This window comes from Microbacterium sp. AC026 (genome assembly GCF_979258475.1).
On sequence record NZ_OZ409857.1, the window covers coordinates 134,938 to 150,471 of the forward strand.

Here is a 15,534-nt window from a genome sequence, read left to right on the forward strand (position 1 = left end):
CCCGCAGGGGTCGGGTCGCGATATGACACTCGCACAGCACTGGATCGCATCGTCGTGGGGCGCGCCTGAGACATGGGAGTTCGTCGACTACGAGGTGCCGTCTCCCGGCCGCGGTGAGGTGACGATCCGCGTGCAGGCCGCCGGGGTGAATCCCGCGGACGCCAAGCACGTCGCGTCTGCTCACCAGGGCGTGCAGCTGCCTGTGCCGATCGGCTACGAGGTCTCGGGCACGATCAGCGCGATCGGACCCGACACGCGGATCGGCTCGGGGGAGGCGAAAGAAGGGGACGAGGTCGTCGCCTTCCGCGTGCGCGGGGGATACGCGACCGAGCTGACCGTGCCTGCCGAGAAGGCCTTCGCGAAGCCGACCACACTCACGCACGCGGAAGCCGCGAATCTGCTGCTCGCCGGCACCACGGCCGCTGAGATGCTCTGGGTGACCGGCGCGGCACCGGGGGAGACGATCCTCCTGCACGGCGCGTCCGGAGCGGTGGGAGTGAGCGTGCTGCAGCAGGCCGCGCTGCGGGGGATCCGAGTGATCGGCACCGCGAGCGCCGAGCGGTTCGACGTCGTCCGTCGTCTCGGGGGAGTCCCCGTGCGATACGGGGCCGGCCTGGCGGATCGGGTCCGGGGGCCGCGGGCGAGGCGGGCGTCTCGGTAGCCCTCGACGCGGTGGGCACGGACGAGGCCGTGGACGTGTCCCTCGAGCTGGTCGCAGACCGCCAGCGCATCGTCACGATCGCAGCGATGGGCAGGGCCGCCTCCGACGGCATCCGGGTGATCGCCGGTTCGATGCCCGTCAGCGCCCGATTCCGGGACGAGGTGCGCGGGGAACTGATCGCTCTCGCTCAGAACGGAGATCTGATCGTTCCCGTGGCGCGGACGTTCGCCCTGGAGGAGGCTCCGGCGGCACTCGCTCTGCTCGCCGAAGGGCACCCCGGCGGAAAGCTCGCTCTGATCCCGTCGTCCTAATCGATCTCGCGCAGCGCCGAGGTCACGACCACGACCCCATCTCCGTACGCCGCATCCATCGCGTTCTGCACCGACCCGTCGTCCCACACGACCTGCATCCAGACATAGCCGCGTTCGGTCCACAGGGTGAGCGCATCGCGTCCCACGGCATTCGACAGCTCGTCGGACACCTGCGCCAGCTCAGCCTCGGAGCTCGCGCCTGGGACACCGCCCGTGGGATCCTCCGGTCGGACAGGGTCGTACAGGGCGAGCATGATCGGAGGATCGGTGACCGCGTATCGCTCGCCGTCGAAGGTTCCGTACACCGCGTAGGTTCCCCACGTGGTGTCGCCGCTGGATTCGCTCCCGTCTACCCCGTCCCAGGTCCAGCCGTCGAGGGGAAGGCCCGAGCACTGCGGTGGATACGACTCGGCGACGATTCCGAGGCAGAGCCGAGGCTCACCGTCCACATCGAGCACCGTGCCGGTGCCGATCACCCGTCCTTCCGGCGGTGGGACGCTCGCGGCATCCCAGGTCGGTGAGGCCGAACTCGTCGGCGCGGATGCACCGCCGGGACCGGACGAGCAGGCGGCGAGGCCGCACATCCCGATGACGGCGACGGCGGCGAGAAGCATGCGGCTGCGCGATGTGCTCATGCCTGACAGTGTCTCGTGACGGGTGATCGTCTCACGGCGGCTCGGAGCGGATCGGCATCCCTGCTACCATGGCCGCATGCCTTTCGGCGGTCTGCTTCTTCTTAGCTGCCGCGACGAGTCCTAAAGCTAGGGCCTTCCTCGTCGCGGCGCTTGTGTTGGCCCGTTCACAATTCTGACGAAGAGAAGAAGCCCCATCATGCAGAACACTCAGCGCCCGTCTGCGATGCCGATCCACAAGTATCGGCCGTACCACGAGCAGATCACGGTCAACCTGCCCGACCGCACCTGGCCGGACGCCCGCATCACCGAGGCGCCCCGTTGGTGCGCAGTCGACCTCCGCGACGGCAATCAGGCGCTCATCGACCCGATGTCGCCCGAGCGCAAGCGCGTCATGTTCGAACTCCTCGTCAGCATGGGGTACAAGGAGATCGAGGTCGGATTCCCCTCGGCGAGCCAGACCGATTTCGACTTCGTCCGTCAGCTCATCGAAGAGAACCTGATCCCGGATGACGTCACCATCCAGGTGCTGACCCAGGCGCGCGAGCATCTGATCGCCCGCACGTACGAGTCGATCTCCGGGGCCAAGCAGGCGATCGTGCACCTCTACAACTCGACCAGCGTGCTGCAGCGCGAGGTCGTCTTCCGCACTGACAAGCAGGGCATCATCGACATCGCGCTCGAGGGTGCTCGGCTGTGCCGTCAGTACGAGAAGACCATCCCCGACACGAAGGTCTACTACGAGTACTCGCCCGAGAGCTACACGGGAACCGAGCTCGAGTTCGCCGTCGACGTCTGCAACCAGGTGATTGAGGTCTTCGAGCCCACCCCCGACCGCAAGGTCATCGTCAACCTGCCGGCGACCGTCGAGATGGCCTCGCCGAACGTCTACGCCGACTCGATCGAGTGGATGAGCCGCAACCTGGCGCACCGCGAGAACGTGATCCTGTCGCTGCACCCGCACAACGACCGTGGCACGGCGATCGCGGCGGCCGAGCTCGGCTACATGGCCGGGGCCGACCGCATCGAGGGCTGCCTGTTCGGCAACGGCGAGCGCACCGGAAACGTCGACATCGTGGCGCTGGGCATCAACCTCTTCACGCAGGGCATCGATCCGCAGATCGACTTCAGCGACATCGATCAGGTCAAGCGCACGGTCGAGTACTGCAACCAGCTGCCGGTGCCCGAGCGGTCGCCGTGGGCGGGCGACCTGGTCTTCACCGCGTTCAGCGGGTCGCACCAGGATGCGATCAAGAAGGGCTTCGAGGCGATGGCTGCCCGTGCCGAGGCTGAAGGCGTCACGGTCGACGACATCGAATGGGCCGTCCCCTACCTGCCGGTCGATCCGAAGGATCTCGGACGCTCCTATGAGGCCGTGATCCGTGTGAACTCGCAGTCCGGCAAGGGCGGCGTCGCCTATCTGCTCAAGGCGGACCACGCGATCGACCTGCCGCGCAAGCTGCAGATCGAGTTCTCGGGCGTCGTCCAGAACAAGACCGACGCCGAGGGCGGCGAGGTCACGAGCGAGCAGATCTGGTCGATCTTCAACGACGAGTACCTGCCCGCCACTGACACCGAGGCCAAGTGGGGGCGGTTCGAGCTGCTCTCGACGCAGACCCGCAGCGACATGTCGGGTGACGTGGTGCTCGACGTGACACTGCGCGACGACGATCAGCAGGTGTCCGTCGCCGGTAACGGCAACGGACCGATCGCCGCGTTCATCGAGGTGCTGCGCGGTCAGGGCTTCGACATCACTCTCTACGACTACGTCGAGCACGCACTCAGTGCAGGTGGCGACGCGCAGGCTGCGGCGTACGTCGAGCTGCAGGTCGGCGATCAGCGCCTGTGGGGCGTCGGCATCGACGGAGACATCTCGACGGCATCCCTCAAGGCGATCGTCTCGGGCGTCAACCGCTCGATCCGCACGCGCCAGCTGGAGCTGGCAGCGGTCTGACGGTCGACGAGAACGCCCCCGCGGTCATCGACCGCGGGGCGTTACGTCTGCCCCGTGCCGAGGATCGGTCACTCAGGGCTCGGCTTGACGACCTGGATCACTCCGGTCTCCGCGGCGACCTTGCGGCGATACAGGCGACGTTGCTCCGGAAGCGAGACGTCGAAGCTCACGGCGAGCACTCGGATCACCGCGGTGACGACGATGCCGAGCACGGCGGCGAGCGTGATCGACATCCCTAGTCCGTTCGCGGTGGCGATGAAGACGCAGCCGGCACCGGCGGCGACGGCGTAGAGCGAGCCGACATGCATGATCGAGGTCGGCAGGCCCATCAGCATGTCGCGCAGCACGCCGCCGCCGACCGCTGCGCAGACGCCGATGAACACCGCGGGAACGGGAGGGATGCCGAAGGCGATCGCCTTGCTCGTGCCGAACGCGCCGAACATGCCGATCACCACGGCGTCGAGCACCACGATGACGGTGTTGAGACGGTTGAAGAGTCCCGCGAGCAGCATCCCGAGCAGCGAGGCGCCGGTGGCCGTGAGCAGGTACCAGTTGCTCTGCAGCGTGGCCGGAGTCTGACCGAGCAGGATGTCGCGGATGAGACCGCCGCCCATGCCGATCATGATGCCGATGATCGCGACGCCGAGCCAGTCGAGTCGTCGCTGCCCCTGGAACCCCGACGCGAACATCGCGCCCTGAACGCCGCCGAGGCCGACGCCGAGGAGGTCCGCCCAGAGCGGAATGGTGAAGAGCGGTTCGGTCACGCCTCTATTCTCCCGCACGGAGGATAATCGAACGGTGCCCACCTACCGAGACGAAGCAGTGATCCTGCGCACCCACAAGCTGGGTGAGGCGGATCGCATCGTCACCATGCTGTCGCGTCAGCACGGCAAGATCCGTGCGGTGGCCAAGGGCGTCCGGCGCACGTCGTCGAAGTTCGGGTCGCGCCTCGAACCGTTCATGGTGGCCGACGTGCAGCTGTATCAGGGACGCTCGCTCGACATCGTGCAGCAGGCGGAATCGCTCGGCTCCTACGGTTCCGACATCGCGGCCCACTACGACCGGTTCACATCGGCGAACGCGATGGTCGAGACCGCCGATCGGCTGAGCGACTCCGAGGCGACCCCCGAGCAGTACCTGCTGCTGGTGGGCGGGCTGCGTGCGCTCTCGCGGGGCGAGCATTCCCCCAGGAGCATCCTCGACTCCTACCTTCTGCGCGTGATGGCGCTGTCGGGATGGGCGCCGTCTCTCGGCGACTGCGCACGATGCGCCGCCCCCGGCCCGCACGCGCACTTCGTCGGTCAGCTCGGAGGCGCCGTATGCGTGAACTGCGCGCCGGCCGGAAGTCCGAAGGTGGCAGAGAAGACCCTGTCGCTGCTGCGATCCCTCATGACCGGAGAGTGGGAGGCGATCGATGCCGCGCCTCACGCGGACAATGCCGCGGCATCGGGCCTCGTCGCTGCCTATGCGCAGTGGCACCTGGAGCGCGGCATCCGCTCGCTGGCCCACCTCGTGGCCGACATCCCTCGAGAAGGAGCACGGTGAGCCCCAAGCCCTACACCCACAAGGATGCCGTCGCCTATCGTCCGCTCGACTGGACGGGCGTCCACCCGCCGGCGTTCCGAGCGGTGCCCGAGCACGTCGCCATCGTCATGGACGGCAACGGCCGCTGGGCGAACCGCCGCGGACTGAACCGCGTCGAGGGGCACAAGGCGGGGGAGGAGGTGCTCCTCGACGTCGTCGCCGGTGCGATCCAGACAGGGGTCAAGCATCTTTCCGTCTACGCGTTCTCGACTGAGAACTGGGCCCGGTCTCCCGAGGAGGTGCGCTTTCTCATGGGGTACAACCGCGACGTGCTGCACCGTCGACGTGATCAGCTCAACGAGTGGGGCGTGCGCGTGCGATGGGCTGGACGCAAGCCCCGGCTGTGGGGCAGCGTGATCAAAGAGCTGCAGTACGCGGAGCAGCTCACGAAGAACAATGACGTGCTCACCCTCACCATGTGCGTGAACTACGGCGGGCGTATCGAGTTGGTCGACGCGATGCGCGCGATCGCCGCCGATGTCGCGGCGGGACGGGTGAAACCGTACGCGATCACCGAGAAGATGATCCGTCGCAACCTCTACGTGCCGGACATGCCCGACGTCGACCTGTTCCTGCGCAGCTCCGGCGAGCAGCGCACCTCGAACTTCCTGCTCTGGCAGGCGGCTTATGCCGAGATGGTGTTCCTCGACACGCTCTGGCCCGATTTCTCTCGCGAGGAGCTCTGGCGCGCGATCGGGGTCTACCTGTCCCGCGATCGTCGTTTCGGCGGGGCGATCGACACCCCTGACGCTTCCGCCTGAGACCGCAGCCATCGTTCCGTCTCTCGCGGGTGGCGCAGCCGGACGATGAGAAGATGGGGCTGCTCGCTCACGACGCCGGGCATCCGCTCGGTCCACTTGTGCAGCGTTAGCGTCTGCCAGGCGATGATGTTCTCCTCGGGATCTCCCGAGAACATCCGCCAGATCGGCTTCTCGACGTTGCCGTTCCACATGCGGGTGCGCAGGATGCTGCGCCCGAGCGTGCGCCGCAGCAGACGTGCCCGGACCACGCGATACGGGTAGTCCAGCCAGATCACGACCTTCGCACGAGGAGCGAGGATCTCATCGGTTCCCTTGCTCGTGTACTGCCACTCGGTGACCCAGCGGTCCTCCGCAGCGAAGGCGCGGACGTCGTCGAGGAAGGACGGCCGTGGAGTCCAGTTCTCACCGTGGAAGAGTCCGTCGATCTCGACGTGACGCAGATCCCAGAGGTCTGCGATGCGTCGTGCGAGCGTCGTCTTGCCCGATCCTGTGACACCGGCGATCAGCACTCTCTCCGGCCGAAACGGCAACGGATCGTCGGCGGAGAGCATCTGAGAATCCTAACGACGGAATAGCCCATAGGTGCATACGGTTGGATGTCAATGTGAGTGAAGCCATCTCGATCGACATCTGGTCCGACATCGCCTGCCCGTGGTGCTACATCGGCAAGCGCAACCTCGAGAAGGGTCTCGAAGCCGTCTCCGGCGACGACGACGCGCCGCAGGTGAACATCACCTTCCATTCGTTCGAGCTCTCGCCCGACACCCCGGTCGACTTCGACGGAGATGAGATCGACTTCCTCGCCGGTCACAAGGGGATGCCGCGCGACCAGGTCGAGCAGATGCTGTCGCACGTCACCGGAGTCGCCGAGAACGCCGGGCTCGCGTACCGCTTCGACCTCCTTCAGCACACCAACACCGTGAAGGCGCACGAGCTCCTTCACTTCGCGAAGGCGCAGGGTGTGCAGCACGCGATGGAGGAGCGGCTCATGTCCGCGTACTTCACCGAGGGCAAGCACGTCGGCCGTATCGACGACCTGGTCGAACTCGCGGTCGAGGTCGGACTCAACCCGGACGACACGAGAGAAGCACTGGTGTCCGCTCGTCACCTCGCCGACGTCCGCCAGGACCAGGCGCAGGCCCAGGCCTATGGGATCCAGGGCGTGCCGTTCTTCGTGATCGACGGTCAGTACGGCATCAGCGGAGCGCAGCCGCCCGCAGCGTTCGAGAACGTCCTGCGTGACCTCTGGGCCAAGCGCGGTGAGACCGAGCCGGAAGCCGAGACGGCCGCGGTCTAGCGGGTCAGCGCGGCTTCGATCGCGCCGACGATCTCGGGGTCGTTCGGCTTCTGCTTCGGGCGGAAGCGGACGACCTCTCCGTCGGGAAGCACCAGGAACTTCTCGAAGTTCCACTCGACGCGACCCGCCTTGCCGCCGGCATCCGGGGTCTCCTTGAGCGTCTTGTAGAGATCGGTGGCGTTCTTGCCGTTGACCTTCACCTTGTCGTTGATCGGGAAGGTCACACCGTACGTGGTCGAGCAGAACTCGAGGATCTGATCGACCGATCCCGGCTCCTGCCCGAAGAACTGGTTGCAGGGGAACCCGACGACGCTGAACCCGCGGTCGCCGTACAGGCGCTGCAGCTCCTCGAGCTGCTCGTACTGCGGAGTGAGGCCGCACTTCGAGGCGACGTTCACCACGAGGACGACATCGGCACCCAGATCATCGAGTGTCTTCTCGTTGCCGTCGGCGTCTGTGAAGGGGATGGAACGGACTGCGGGATCGGTCATATTCACAGCTTAGGTCGATGCGCCGAGACCGGCTCCGTGTCTGGGAGAATGGAGGGGACATGACTCTCGCCACCGCCTCAGCTCGCACCCTCAACATCGGTCCGATCGCCCTCGACGTGCCGGTCGTCCTCGCACCCATGGCGGGTATCACGAACACCGCGTTCCGCAGGCTGTGCCGCGAATACGGTGCGGGGCTCTACGTGAGCGAGATGATCACCTCGCGCGCGCTGGTCGAGCGCAACGAGACCACGATGCGACTCATCCGCCACCACGAGTCCGAGACTCCGCGGTCGATCCAGCTCTACGGCGTCGACCCGCACACGATCTCCGAGGCCGTCCGCATCATCGTCGCCGAAGACCACGCCGACCACATCGACCTGAACTTCGGATGCCCGGTCCCCAAGGTCACGCGCAAGGGCGGGGAGCGGCGCTGCCGTGGAAGAGCTCTCTTCTCGCAGATCGTCACCCAGGCGGTCAAGGCGGCGGGCGACGTGCCCCTGACCATCAAGATGCGCAAGGGCATCGATCCCGACCACCTCACGTTCCTCGACGCCGGGCGCGCTGCCGAAGACGCCGGTGTCTCGGCCATCGCGCTGCATGCGCGGACGGCGAGCGAGTTCTACTCCGGCTTCGCGGACTGGAACGCGATCGGCGAGCTCAAGCAGGCCGTCACCAGCGTCCCCGTGCTCGGCAACGGCGACATCTGGTCGGCCGACGACGCCGTGCGCATGATGCAGCAGACCGACTGCGACGGAGTCGTCGTCGGACGTGGATGCCTCGGTCGTCCCTGGCTCTTCGGCGAGCTCGCGGCGGCCTTCGGCGCGGAATCGCATCCGGTCGACGCGACCCTCGGGTTCGTGGCCGATGCCTTCCGTCGCCACGCCGAGCTGCTGGTCGAGTTCTTCGAGGATGAGGACCGCGGATGCCGCGATGTCCGCAAGCATGTCGCGTGGTACTTCAAGGGCTATCCGGTCGGCGGCGACATCCGGACGGGGCTCGCGACAGCATCCAGCCTCGCCGAGATCGACGAGCTGCTCGGCCAGCTCGATCATTCGGCGCCGTACCCCGGCGCCGATGCCGAAGGACAGCGCGGTCGGTCCGGTCGCCCGAAACGCCCGGCGCTGCCGGACAAGTGGCTGGAGTCGCGGGAACTCGCGGCGTCGGCCTCAGAGATGATGCGAGGGGCGGAGATCGAGAACAGTGGCGGCTGATCCTCAGGCATACCCGGCTCGCGGACGCTCGGACGGATACGACCCGCGCGATGCCGAGCGATTCTTCGCCGAGACCCATCGATCCGAACGAGACGACTTCGCCCGCGACCGTGCGCGCGTGCTGCACTCGGCGGCTCTGCGTCGACTGGCCGCGAAGACCCAGGTGCTCAGCCCGGCCAGCACAGCCGATTTCGCCCGCAATCGTCTGACCCACTCGCTCGAGGTCGCCCAGGTCGGACGCGAACTCGCCACCGCACTCGGAGTCTCGGCCGATGTGGTCGACACCGCGTGCCTCAGTCACGATCTCGGACACCCTCCCTTCGGGCACAACGGCGAGCGTGCGCTCAACGAGTGGGCCGAGCCCATCGGCGGGTTCGAAGGCAATGCGCAGTCGCTGCGCATCCTGAGCCGTCTCGAGGCCAAGGCGATCGACGACGACGGGCGCTCTGTCGGACTCAACCTGACGCGAGCCAGCCTCGACGCGACCTGCAAGTACCCGTGGACCGCCGACAGCCCCGTGCCCGACCCGGGAGGTCGACTCAAGTTCGGCGTGTATCCCGAGGACGAGGCGGTCTTCCGGTGGCTGCGCGAGGGAGTCCCCGGACGCCGACGCTGCATCGAGGCGGAGATCATGGATCTGTCCGATGACATCGCCTATTCGGTGCACGACTTCGAGGATGCGATCGTCAACGGCTACGTCGATGTCGCGCAGCTGTCCGATCCGCGTCAGCATGAGGCGCTCATCGACCGCATCCAGCAGTGGGTCGGGTACGACTTCACCCGCGACGACCTCGCCGATGCCCTGTATCGACTCGCCTCCCAGCCGATGTGGCTGCAGTCCTTCGACCGATCACGGCATGACCTCGCCCGGCTCAAGAACCTGACGAGCGACTTCATCGGCCGCTTCGCGAGAGCAGCCGTGTCGGCGACGCGTGAGGCATACTCCGGCCCCGCTCTCGTGCGCTACAACGCTCACGTCGTGGTGCCGCGGGTGATCGAGGCTGAGATCGCCGTGCTCAAGGGCATCATGGGGCAGGCGATCGTCACGATCGATGCCCGCAAGGGCGTGTACAAAGAGCAGCGGCGGGTGCTGAAGCGTCTGGCCGATGCCCTCTGGTCGACCGACGCGCTGTGGTCTGCCGGCGCGGACGTGCTCGAGCCCGCCTTCTCGGCGGACTTCCTCGCGGCGACGAGCGACGCCGAACGCGCCCGCGTGATCGTCGATCAGATCGCGAGCCTCACCGATCAGAGCGCGATCGACTGGCACAACAGGCTCGTCGGCGAGATCGACCCTGCAGAGGTCGGGATCTGGACTCCGAGACATGCGCGACCGGGTGCTCGTCAGCACACGCCGCGTCAGGCGGTCATCGAAGGGGTCGGCTGATGCCCCGCATCCGCCAGGCCGACGTCGACGAGGTCAAGGCCCGCACGAACATCGCCGACATCGTCGGGGAGCGCGTCGCACTCAAGTCCGCCGGAGTGGGTTCGCTGAAGGGCTTGTGCCCGTTCCATGACGAGAAGAGCCCCAGCTTCCACGTGCGGCCCCAGGTCGGCTACTACCACTGCTTCGGATGCGGTGAATCGGGTGACGTCTACTCGTTCCTGCGCGAGATGGACCACGTCAGCTTCACCGAGGCCGTAGAGCGACTGGCCGGCCGCCTCGGCTACGCGCTGCACTATGAAGACGGCGGGTCGGCACCGGAGACGAGCGGACGCAGTCGTCTCTATGCGGCCAACACCGCCGCCGCCGAGTACTTCCGCGGCCAGTTGCTCACCGCCGATGCGGAGGCGGGACGCCGGTTCCTCGGGGAGCGCGGCTTCGACGCCGGCGCTGCCGCGCACTTCGGCGTGGGGTTCGCGCCGCGCGGGTGGGACAAGATGTTGAAAGCCCTCACGGCTCAGGGGTTCACGCGCGAGGAACTGAGTGCTGCCGGTCTGGTGTCGACGGGTCAGCGCGGCGTCTACGACCGCTTCCGCGGCCGCCTCGTCTGGCCGATCCGCGACGTCTCCGGTCAGACGATCGGGTTCGGTGCGCGCAAGCTCTTCGACGACGACCAGGGGCCGAAGTACCTGAACACGCCTGAGACGCCGATCTACAAGAAGGCCCAGGTCCTGTACGGCCTCGATCTCGCCAAGCGCGACATCTCGCGGGGCGATCCTCGCAGGGTCGTGGTGGTCGAGGGGTACACCGATGTCATGGCGTGTCACCTCGCCGGCCTCACGACCGCGATCGCGACGTGCGGCACGGCGTTCGGAACCGATCACATCAAGGTGCTCCGCCGGGTGATGGGCGACGACAACGCCTCCGGAGAGGTGGTCTTCACCTTCGACGGCGACGAGGCAGGTCAGAAGGCTGCGCTTCGCGCCTTCACCGAGGACGATCGCTTCAACGCGCAGACGTTCGTGGCTGTGGCGCCCGACGGCCTCGACCCGTGCGACCTCAGGCTGCAGCGCGGTGATGCCGCCGTGCGCTCCCTCATGGAGACCAAGCAGCCGATGTTCGAGTTCGCGATCGACAGGAAGCTCAGCGGCTTCGACCTCTCGACGGTCGAGGGCCGGGTGGGCGCGCTGCGCGCGGCAGCGCCGATCGTGGCGGAGATTCGCGATCGTCTGCTGCGACCCGGATACGAGCGGGTGCTCGCGCGAAGGCTGGGCATGGACCCCACCGAGGTGCGCAACGAGGTCGAACGTGCCGCACGTGGCGGAGCGCAGTCCGCGCGGCACGAGGCGGCCAGGCACGAGACCACGATCGACTCCGCCACCGGGGCGCCGGGCATGGCTCCGGTCACTCTTGCGAGCCTGCCGCGAACCGCGGATGTCGCGGTCGAACGCGACGCGCTGATGGGCGCCCTGCAGTACGGTCACCAGATCGATCAGGCGCTGCTCACCCGCGCCCTCAGCGCTCCGTTCCGCACCCCGGGGCTCGACGCCGTGCGCGAGGCCGTCGCGGCCGCGGCTGACCGCACCCGCGCCGGTTGGGTGACGGATGCCGTGAACTCGGTGCGCGAACCCTACCGATCGCTCGCGGGCGAGCTGCTGATGACGCCGTTCCCGGCTCGCAACGAAGACGGCGCCGTCGCCTCGACGACCGATCTCGCCAAGCGGCTCATCATGCGCATCCTCGAGCACGAGAAGCAGGAGCTCCTCGGTGCCGTGCAGCGGGTTCCCGCGGACTCGGACGGCGGGCGCGCCCTGCGGATGCGTCTTCGCGACATCGACGTCGAGCGTCAGCGGTTCGCCGAGTCGTAACGCCGGCTGTCAGGCGCGGCAAGGCAGGATGGAGGAATGTTCTCCCGGCCCGAATCGACCAACGCGATCGACAGCTCTGATCTGGTCATCGATCGAATCGGGCACAGCGGCCCCACCCGCGCGATCGACGGGGTGAGCTTCGCTCTCGCACCGGGCGAGCTCATCTGCGTCGCCGGCCCGACCGGCTCGGGCAAGTCGACGCTCGTCGCGGCGCTGGCAGGATCCACGGATCCGTCGGTCCGGGTCGTCGGAGGCAGCGCTCAGGTGTGCGGAGTCGACATCCGCCGGCCGGGACGCAAGCATCGCCTGCTGACCTACCGCACGGGATTCGTTCCGCAGGGCGCCGGTGCCGACCTCCCTCCCCAGCTCACGGTGAGCGAGATCATCTCAGAGCCGATCCTGATCCGCGAGAAGCGGGTCAATACCCAGGCGCTCTCCATCCGCGTCGCGACGCTGCTCGACGAGTTGCACCTGCCTCTCGGAACAGCCGCGAGGTTCCCGTACGAGTTGAGCGCAGGCATGCGTCAGCGCGTGGCGATTGCGCGATCGTTCGTGCTCGAGCCCTGGGTGCTCATCGCCGACGAGATCCTCGCCAACCTCGATCTCGAGGTGCGGCCCGTGGTGTTCGACGCGATCACCCGTCGGCGCAAGGAGCAGGGGATGGGCGCGCTGCTGGTGACGAACGACGCCGACTTCATCCGTGAGCTGAATGCGGAGACGCTGATGCTGCGCGGGGGTCACGTGGTCGCCCGCGGTGTCGGCAAGGACCTGCTGTGGGCGCCCAACGCCGAGGCGGATTCGGGCCACTGACAGGGGTGCCGACGACACGCCCGACCTGCGGCCCGTGTCACGAGCACGCTCCGGAGTTTGCTAGGATTGACGAGTTGCCCGCACAGCGGAGCACATTCCTCGGTAGCTCAATTGGCAGAGCAGCCGGCTGTTAACCGGCAGGTTCTTGGTTCGAGTCCAAGCCGGGGAGCCAATGAAAAGCCCCTCTTCGGAGGGGCTTTTCCCTTTATGCGGTGCGAGTCCCCGCTATTGTCTCTTCGAGGTCATTCGATGGTGACCTCCGGATATGCGAACGAGGCCCCGTCGGATGACGGAGCCTCGTTCGCGTGGATCAGAGCGAGATCAGCGCGCTGCGCCCTTGAGCGACCCGGTGGTCTGCCCGGCGGGGTCGGAGATCACGCACTGCACGACGCGGTCGTTCAGCTCGTCCCAGGTCTGCTGGGTCGGCGTGATCGGGTAGACCTCGAGCACCGAGGCCTCGAAGGCGACACCGACGAAGCTCGTGTAGGCGTCGCCGATGCACTCCTGCGACGCGGCGTCGATGTTCTCCTCGGAGAACTCGCCGTCGTCCATCGTGATCTCGTAGTAGACCTCTTCATCGTGCGGCTGGTCGCACGGGACGACGTCGGCGTCCTCGATGAGACCGCTTGCACTCGCCATCTTGCAGTCGCCGAGCTTCAGCGAGAAGATGTCGATGTTCGAGCTCTCGGTCACCTGTCCGGTGTCCTCATCGCGGTCGGCGTCGCCCGAACCGCCCCCCAGGATGCCGTTCAGCGCGCTGCAGCCGGTCAGTGCGACCGACAGCGCCACAGCAGAACCTGCCAGCGCCAGTGCGCGTCGCGTGCGCATCTTCATCATTTCGTCCCCTCCAGAGCCTCTTGGTGAGTGGCATATTGAAATACCACCTCAAGCACGGTATCCGGGCCGGAGTCTGTGATGCAACTCCGAGAAGACTGTGAGCGGGCTGGGAGGGGAGGTCAGGCTTCCAGATCGTCGATGCCGGGAACCCAGCTCGCGCCGGGCTTGCCCCACCCGCGCTTCTTCGCGATCTTCTGGACGGTCTTCCAGTCGCCGTCCGAGAGGCGGTCGATGTAGAGGATGCCGTCGAGGTGGTCGAACTCGTGCTGCATGATGCGGGCGCGCCAGCCGTCGACCGCGATCTCCACCGGCGCCCCGTCGAGATCGACGCCCGAGACCCGCACCCGCTCCGAGCGCCGCAGCGGGAATCGCTCACCCGGGAACGAGAGGCAGCCTTCGGACTCCAGCTCGTCGTCCGGCTCGCCGGGCTCCAGCGGCACCATCCAGAGCTCCGGGTTGATGATCACGCCACGCCACGGCTGCTCGTCATCGTCGACGTACGCGTACGTGTAGATGCGCAGCGGCACACCGACCTGGGGTGCGGCGAGACCGACGCCCGGGGCCCTGTCCATCGTCTCGAACATGTCGGCGACGAGCGTGCGGATGTCGTCGGAGATCTCCTCGACGACGGAAGCGGGGAGTGCAGGACGGGGTCGCCCATGATGCGAATAGGAAGAACAGCCACGCCATAACCCTACTCGGCGCACATCGCCGGGTAGGGTCGAAGGGTGAGCATCTCCGTATGGATGACTGGGGCGGAAGACGTCACCGAGCAGCTGGTCGGTGTCTTCCAGAACCCGAAACTGCTCCTCGGCATCCCCCTCGCGCTTGCGGGTGCCGTCTTCATGTCTCTCGGCGCGCAGTATCAGCATCGTGGCGTCGAGAAGGTGGAGCGGCTCAGCGGATCCGACGGAGCCAGCGGTCTGAGCATGAGCCAGATGAAGGGCCTGCTCACCCGGCCCTCCTGGATAGCCGGAACGCTGATGCTCGGCCTGGCGATCGTGTGTCAGCTCGCGGCGCTCTCTCAAGCGCCGCTGATGGTCGTGCAGCCGCTCGGCGCCATCGCGCTTGTCATCACCACGCTGCTCAACGCACGGATCTCGGGTCATTCGCCGACCAGGAAGTCGATCATCGCGATCGTCTGCTGTGTGGGCGGCATCTTCCTGTTCGTCTTCTTCGCAGCGATCTACGCCACGGAGAAGGAGATCACCGACACCGAGCTCTTCACGATCCTGGCGATCCTGCTGGTCGTCATCATCGTGCTCGGCGCCTGCTGGCTGGTGCTCCGCCACCGCATGCGCGCTCTGTTCTACGTCATCGGCGCCGGCATCCTCTACGGTTTCGTCGCCACTCTCGCCAAAGCCGTCATCAGCCGGATCAGCGCCGGCAACTTCGAGTGGATCACCCTCGTGTGCGTCATCGCGCTGATCGCGGCCGGCGCCGTCGGAGCGTACTTCGTCCAGTCCGCCTACAGCTCGGGGCCGCCGGATCTCGTCATCGCTGGCCTGACGGTCGTCGACCCCATGGTCGCCGTGCTCATCGGCATGGTCGTGCTCGGAGAGGCCGCGGCGTCACCGCCGTGGGTCCTCGTGATCTTCGCCGTAGCCGGTGCCATCGCGATCTGGGGCGTCGTCAACCTCGCGCGGTACCACCCGCAGGTGCTGAGCGACAGCCAGGACCTCGGGATCACGCGCGGCAGTGACGACGCGACAAAAGACCCCGAGGCCTGAGTTCTC

At 67.0% G+C, this 15,534-nt stretch carries 16 protein-coding genes, 1 tRNA gene and 1 pseudogene; 12 read left to right on the forward strand and 6 right to left on the reverse strand.

What is annotated here, in order from left to right:
• Positions 1 to 22 precede the first annotated feature (22 nt).
• Positions 23 to 661 (forward strand): quinone oxidoreductase family protein, encoded by a 639-nt coding sequence (locus tag ACZZ93_RS00670; RefSeq protein WP_463510274.1) that lies wholly within the window; start codon positions 23 to 25, stop codon positions 659 to 661.
• A gap of 29 nt (positions 662 to 690) precedes the next feature.
• Complete coding sequence (locus ACZZ93_RS00675; protein WP_463510275.1) at positions 691 to 972, forward strand: zinc-binding dehydrogenase; 282 nt, start codon at positions 691 to 693, stop codon at positions 970 to 972.
• Here the strand turns inward: ACZZ93_RS00675 and ACZZ93_RS00680 are convergent.
• A complete protein-coding gene (locus ACZZ93_RS00680) occupies positions 969 to 1,607 on the reverse strand; it encodes a hypothetical protein (RefSeq protein WP_463510276.1) in 639 nt (212 codons plus the stop codon). The genes ACZZ93_RS00675 and ACZZ93_RS00680 overlap by 4 nt on opposite strands.
• A 196-nt stretch (positions 1,608 to 1,803) precedes the next feature.
• On the opposite strand from ACZZ93_RS00680, the gene leuA reads away from it, so the two are divergent.
• Positions 1,804 to 3,558 carry a 2-isopropylmalate synthase gene (gene leuA / locus ACZZ93_RS00685; RefSeq protein WP_053096506.1) on the forward strand — a complete coding sequence of 585 codons (1,755 nt, stop codon included), beginning with the start codon at positions 1,804 to 1,806 and terminating at the stop codon, positions 3,556 to 3,558.
• Between the two features lie 68 nt (positions 3,559 to 3,626).
• Here leuA and ACZZ93_RS00690 read toward each other — a convergent pair whose 3' ends face one another.
• On the reverse strand, positions 3,627 to 4,322 hold the full coding sequence (locus ACZZ93_RS00690; RefSeq protein WP_053096504.1) for a trimeric intracellular cation channel family protein: 696 nt from the start codon (positions 4,320 to 4,322) through the stop codon (positions 3,627 to 3,629).
• A gap of 34 nt (positions 4,323 to 4,356) precedes the next feature.
• On the opposite strand from ACZZ93_RS00690, the gene recO reads away from it, so the two are divergent.
• Both recO and ACZZ93_RS00700 read left to right on the forward strand, forming a co-directional pair.
• Positions 4,357 to 5,103: a DNA repair protein RecO gene (gene recO, locus ACZZ93_RS00695; protein ID WP_053096502.1), complete on the forward strand. Its 747-nt coding sequence runs from the start codon at positions 4,357 to 4,359 to the stop codon at positions 5,101 to 5,103.
• Positions 5,100 to 5,903 (forward strand): isoprenyl transferase, encoded by an 804-nt coding sequence (locus ACZZ93_RS00700; RefSeq protein ID WP_463510277.1) that lies wholly within the window; start codon positions 5,100 to 5,102, stop codon positions 5,901 to 5,903. The genes recO and ACZZ93_RS00700 overlap by 4 nt, the downstream gene beginning before the upstream one ends.
• Here the strand turns inward: ACZZ93_RS00700 and ACZZ93_RS00705 are convergent.
• Positions 5,843 to 6,454: a P-loop NTPase family protein gene (locus ACZZ93_RS00705; protein WP_463510278.1), complete on the reverse strand. Its 612-nt coding sequence runs from the start codon at positions 6,452 to 6,454 to the stop codon at positions 5,843 to 5,845. The genes ACZZ93_RS00700 and ACZZ93_RS00705 overlap by 61 nt on opposite strands.
• Positions 6,455 to 6,507: 53 nt before the next feature.
• Between ACZZ93_RS00705 and ACZZ93_RS00710 the strand changes: the two genes are divergently transcribed.
• Positions 6,508 to 7,200 carry a DsbA family oxidoreductase gene (locus ACZZ93_RS00710; RefSeq protein ID WP_053096496.1) on the forward strand — a complete coding sequence of 231 codons (693 nt, stop codon included), beginning with the start codon at positions 6,508 to 6,510 and terminating at the stop codon, positions 7,198 to 7,200.
• Here ACZZ93_RS00710 and ACZZ93_RS00715 read toward each other — a convergent pair.
• Positions 7,197 to 7,691, reverse strand: coding sequence for a glutathione peroxidase (locus ACZZ93_RS00715; RefSeq protein ID WP_053096494.1), 495 nt, complete (start codon positions 7,689 to 7,691; stop codon positions 7,197 to 7,199). The two genes, ACZZ93_RS00710 and ACZZ93_RS00715, sit on opposite strands and share 4 nt — an antisense overlap.
• A gap of 59 nt (positions 7,692 to 7,750) precedes the next feature.
• Here ACZZ93_RS00715 and dusB point away from each other — a divergent pair, with 59 nt between their 5' ends.
• From dusB to ACZZ93_RS00740, 5 genes are all read left to right on the forward strand, one after another.
• On the forward strand, positions 7,751 to 8,902 hold the full coding sequence (dusB, locus tag ACZZ93_RS00720) for a tRNA dihydrouridine synthase DusB (RefSeq protein ID WP_463510279.1): 1,152 nt from the start codon (positions 7,751 to 7,753) through the stop codon (positions 8,900 to 8,902).
• A complete protein-coding gene (locus tag ACZZ93_RS00725) occupies positions 8,892 to 10,286 on the forward strand; it encodes a deoxyguanosinetriphosphate triphosphohydrolase (protein ID WP_187249759.1) in 1,395 nt (464 codons plus the stop codon). Before dusB ends, ACZZ93_RS00725 begins: the two co-directional genes overlap by 11 nt.
• Entirely contained in the window at positions 10,286 to 12,151 is a 1,866-nt protein-coding gene (gene dnaG, locus ACZZ93_RS00730; RefSeq protein WP_463510280.1) for a DNA primase, read from the forward strand. Before ACZZ93_RS00725 ends, dnaG begins: the two co-directional genes overlap by 1 nt.
• A 36-nt stretch (positions 12,152 to 12,187) precedes the next feature.
• Positions 12,188 to 12,961: an ATP-binding cassette domain-containing protein gene (locus tag ACZZ93_RS00735; RefSeq protein ID WP_053096485.1), complete on the forward strand. Its 774-nt coding sequence runs from the start codon at positions 12,188 to 12,190 to the stop codon at positions 12,959 to 12,961.
• A 96-nt stretch (positions 12,962 to 13,057) separates the two neighbouring features.
• Positions 13,058 to 13,133: transfer RNA gene (locus ACZZ93_RS00740), tRNA-Asn, on the forward strand.
• A gap of 149 nt (positions 13,134 to 13,282) precedes the next feature.
• Here ACZZ93_RS00740 and ACZZ93_RS00745 read toward each other — a convergent pair.
• Both ACZZ93_RS00745 and def read right to left on the reverse strand, forming a co-directional pair.
• Positions 13,283 to 13,789 carry a septum formation family protein gene (locus tag ACZZ93_RS00745; RefSeq protein ID WP_261987781.1) on the reverse strand — a complete coding sequence of 169 codons (507 nt, stop codon included), beginning with the start codon at positions 13,787 to 13,789 and terminating at the stop codon, positions 13,283 to 13,285.
• Between the two features lie 128 nt (positions 13,790 to 13,917).
• Positions 13,918 to 14,483 (reverse strand): annotated as a pseudogene (gene def, locus ACZZ93_RS00750) (peptide deformylase).
• A gap of 61 nt (positions 14,484 to 14,544) precedes the next feature.
• Between def and ACZZ93_RS00755 the strand changes: the two are divergent.
• A complete protein-coding gene (locus tag ACZZ93_RS00755) occupies positions 14,545 to 15,528 on the forward strand; it encodes a DMT family transporter (RefSeq protein WP_053096472.1) in 984 nt (327 codons plus the stop codon).
• Positions 15,529 to 15,534: the final 6 nt, after the last annotated feature.

What these genes read in the sequence shown, in the direction of transcription:
- ACZZ93_RS00755 (WP_053096472.1), top strand. Translation starts at nt 14,545, where the DNA reads ATGACTGGGGCGGAAGACGTCACCGAGCAGCTGGTCGGTGTCTTCCAG.
- ACZZ93_RS00680 (WP_463510276.1), bottom strand. Translation starts at nt 1,607, where the DNA reads ATGAGCACATCGCGCAGCCGCATGCTTCTCGCCGCCGTCGCCGTCATC.
- ACZZ93_RS00735 (WP_053096485.1), top strand. Translation starts at nt 12,188, where the DNA reads ATGTTCTCCCGGCCCGAATCGACCAACGCGATCGACAGCTCTGATCTG.
- ACZZ93_RS00705 (WP_463510278.1), bottom strand. Translation starts at nt 6,454, where the DNA reads ATGCTCTCCGCCGACGATCCGTTGCCGTTTCGGCCGGAGAGAGTGCTG.
- leuA (WP_053096506.1), top strand. Translation starts at nt 1,804, where the DNA reads ATGCAGAACACTCAGCGCCCGTCTGCGATGCCGATCCACAAGTATCGG.
- dnaG (WP_463510280.1), top strand. Translation starts at nt 10,286, where the DNA reads ATGCCCCGCATCCGCCAGGCCGACGTCGACGAGGTCAAGGCCCGCACG.
- ACZZ93_RS00745 (WP_261987781.1), bottom strand. Translation starts at nt 13,789, where the DNA reads ATGCGCACGCGACGCGCACTGGCGCTGGCAGGTTCTGCTGTGGCGCTG.
- ACZZ93_RS00715 (WP_053096494.1), bottom strand. Translation starts at nt 7,691, where the DNA reads ATGACCGATCCCGCAGTCCGTTCCATCCCCTTCACAGACGCCGACGGC.
- dusB (WP_463510279.1), top strand. Translation starts at nt 7,751, where the DNA reads ATGACTCTCGCCACCGCCTCAGCTCGCACCCTCAACATCGGTCCGATC.
- ACZZ93_RS00670 (WP_463510274.1), top strand. Translation starts at nt 23, where the DNA reads ATGACACTCGCACAGCACTGGATCGCATCGTCGTGGGGCGCGCCTGAG.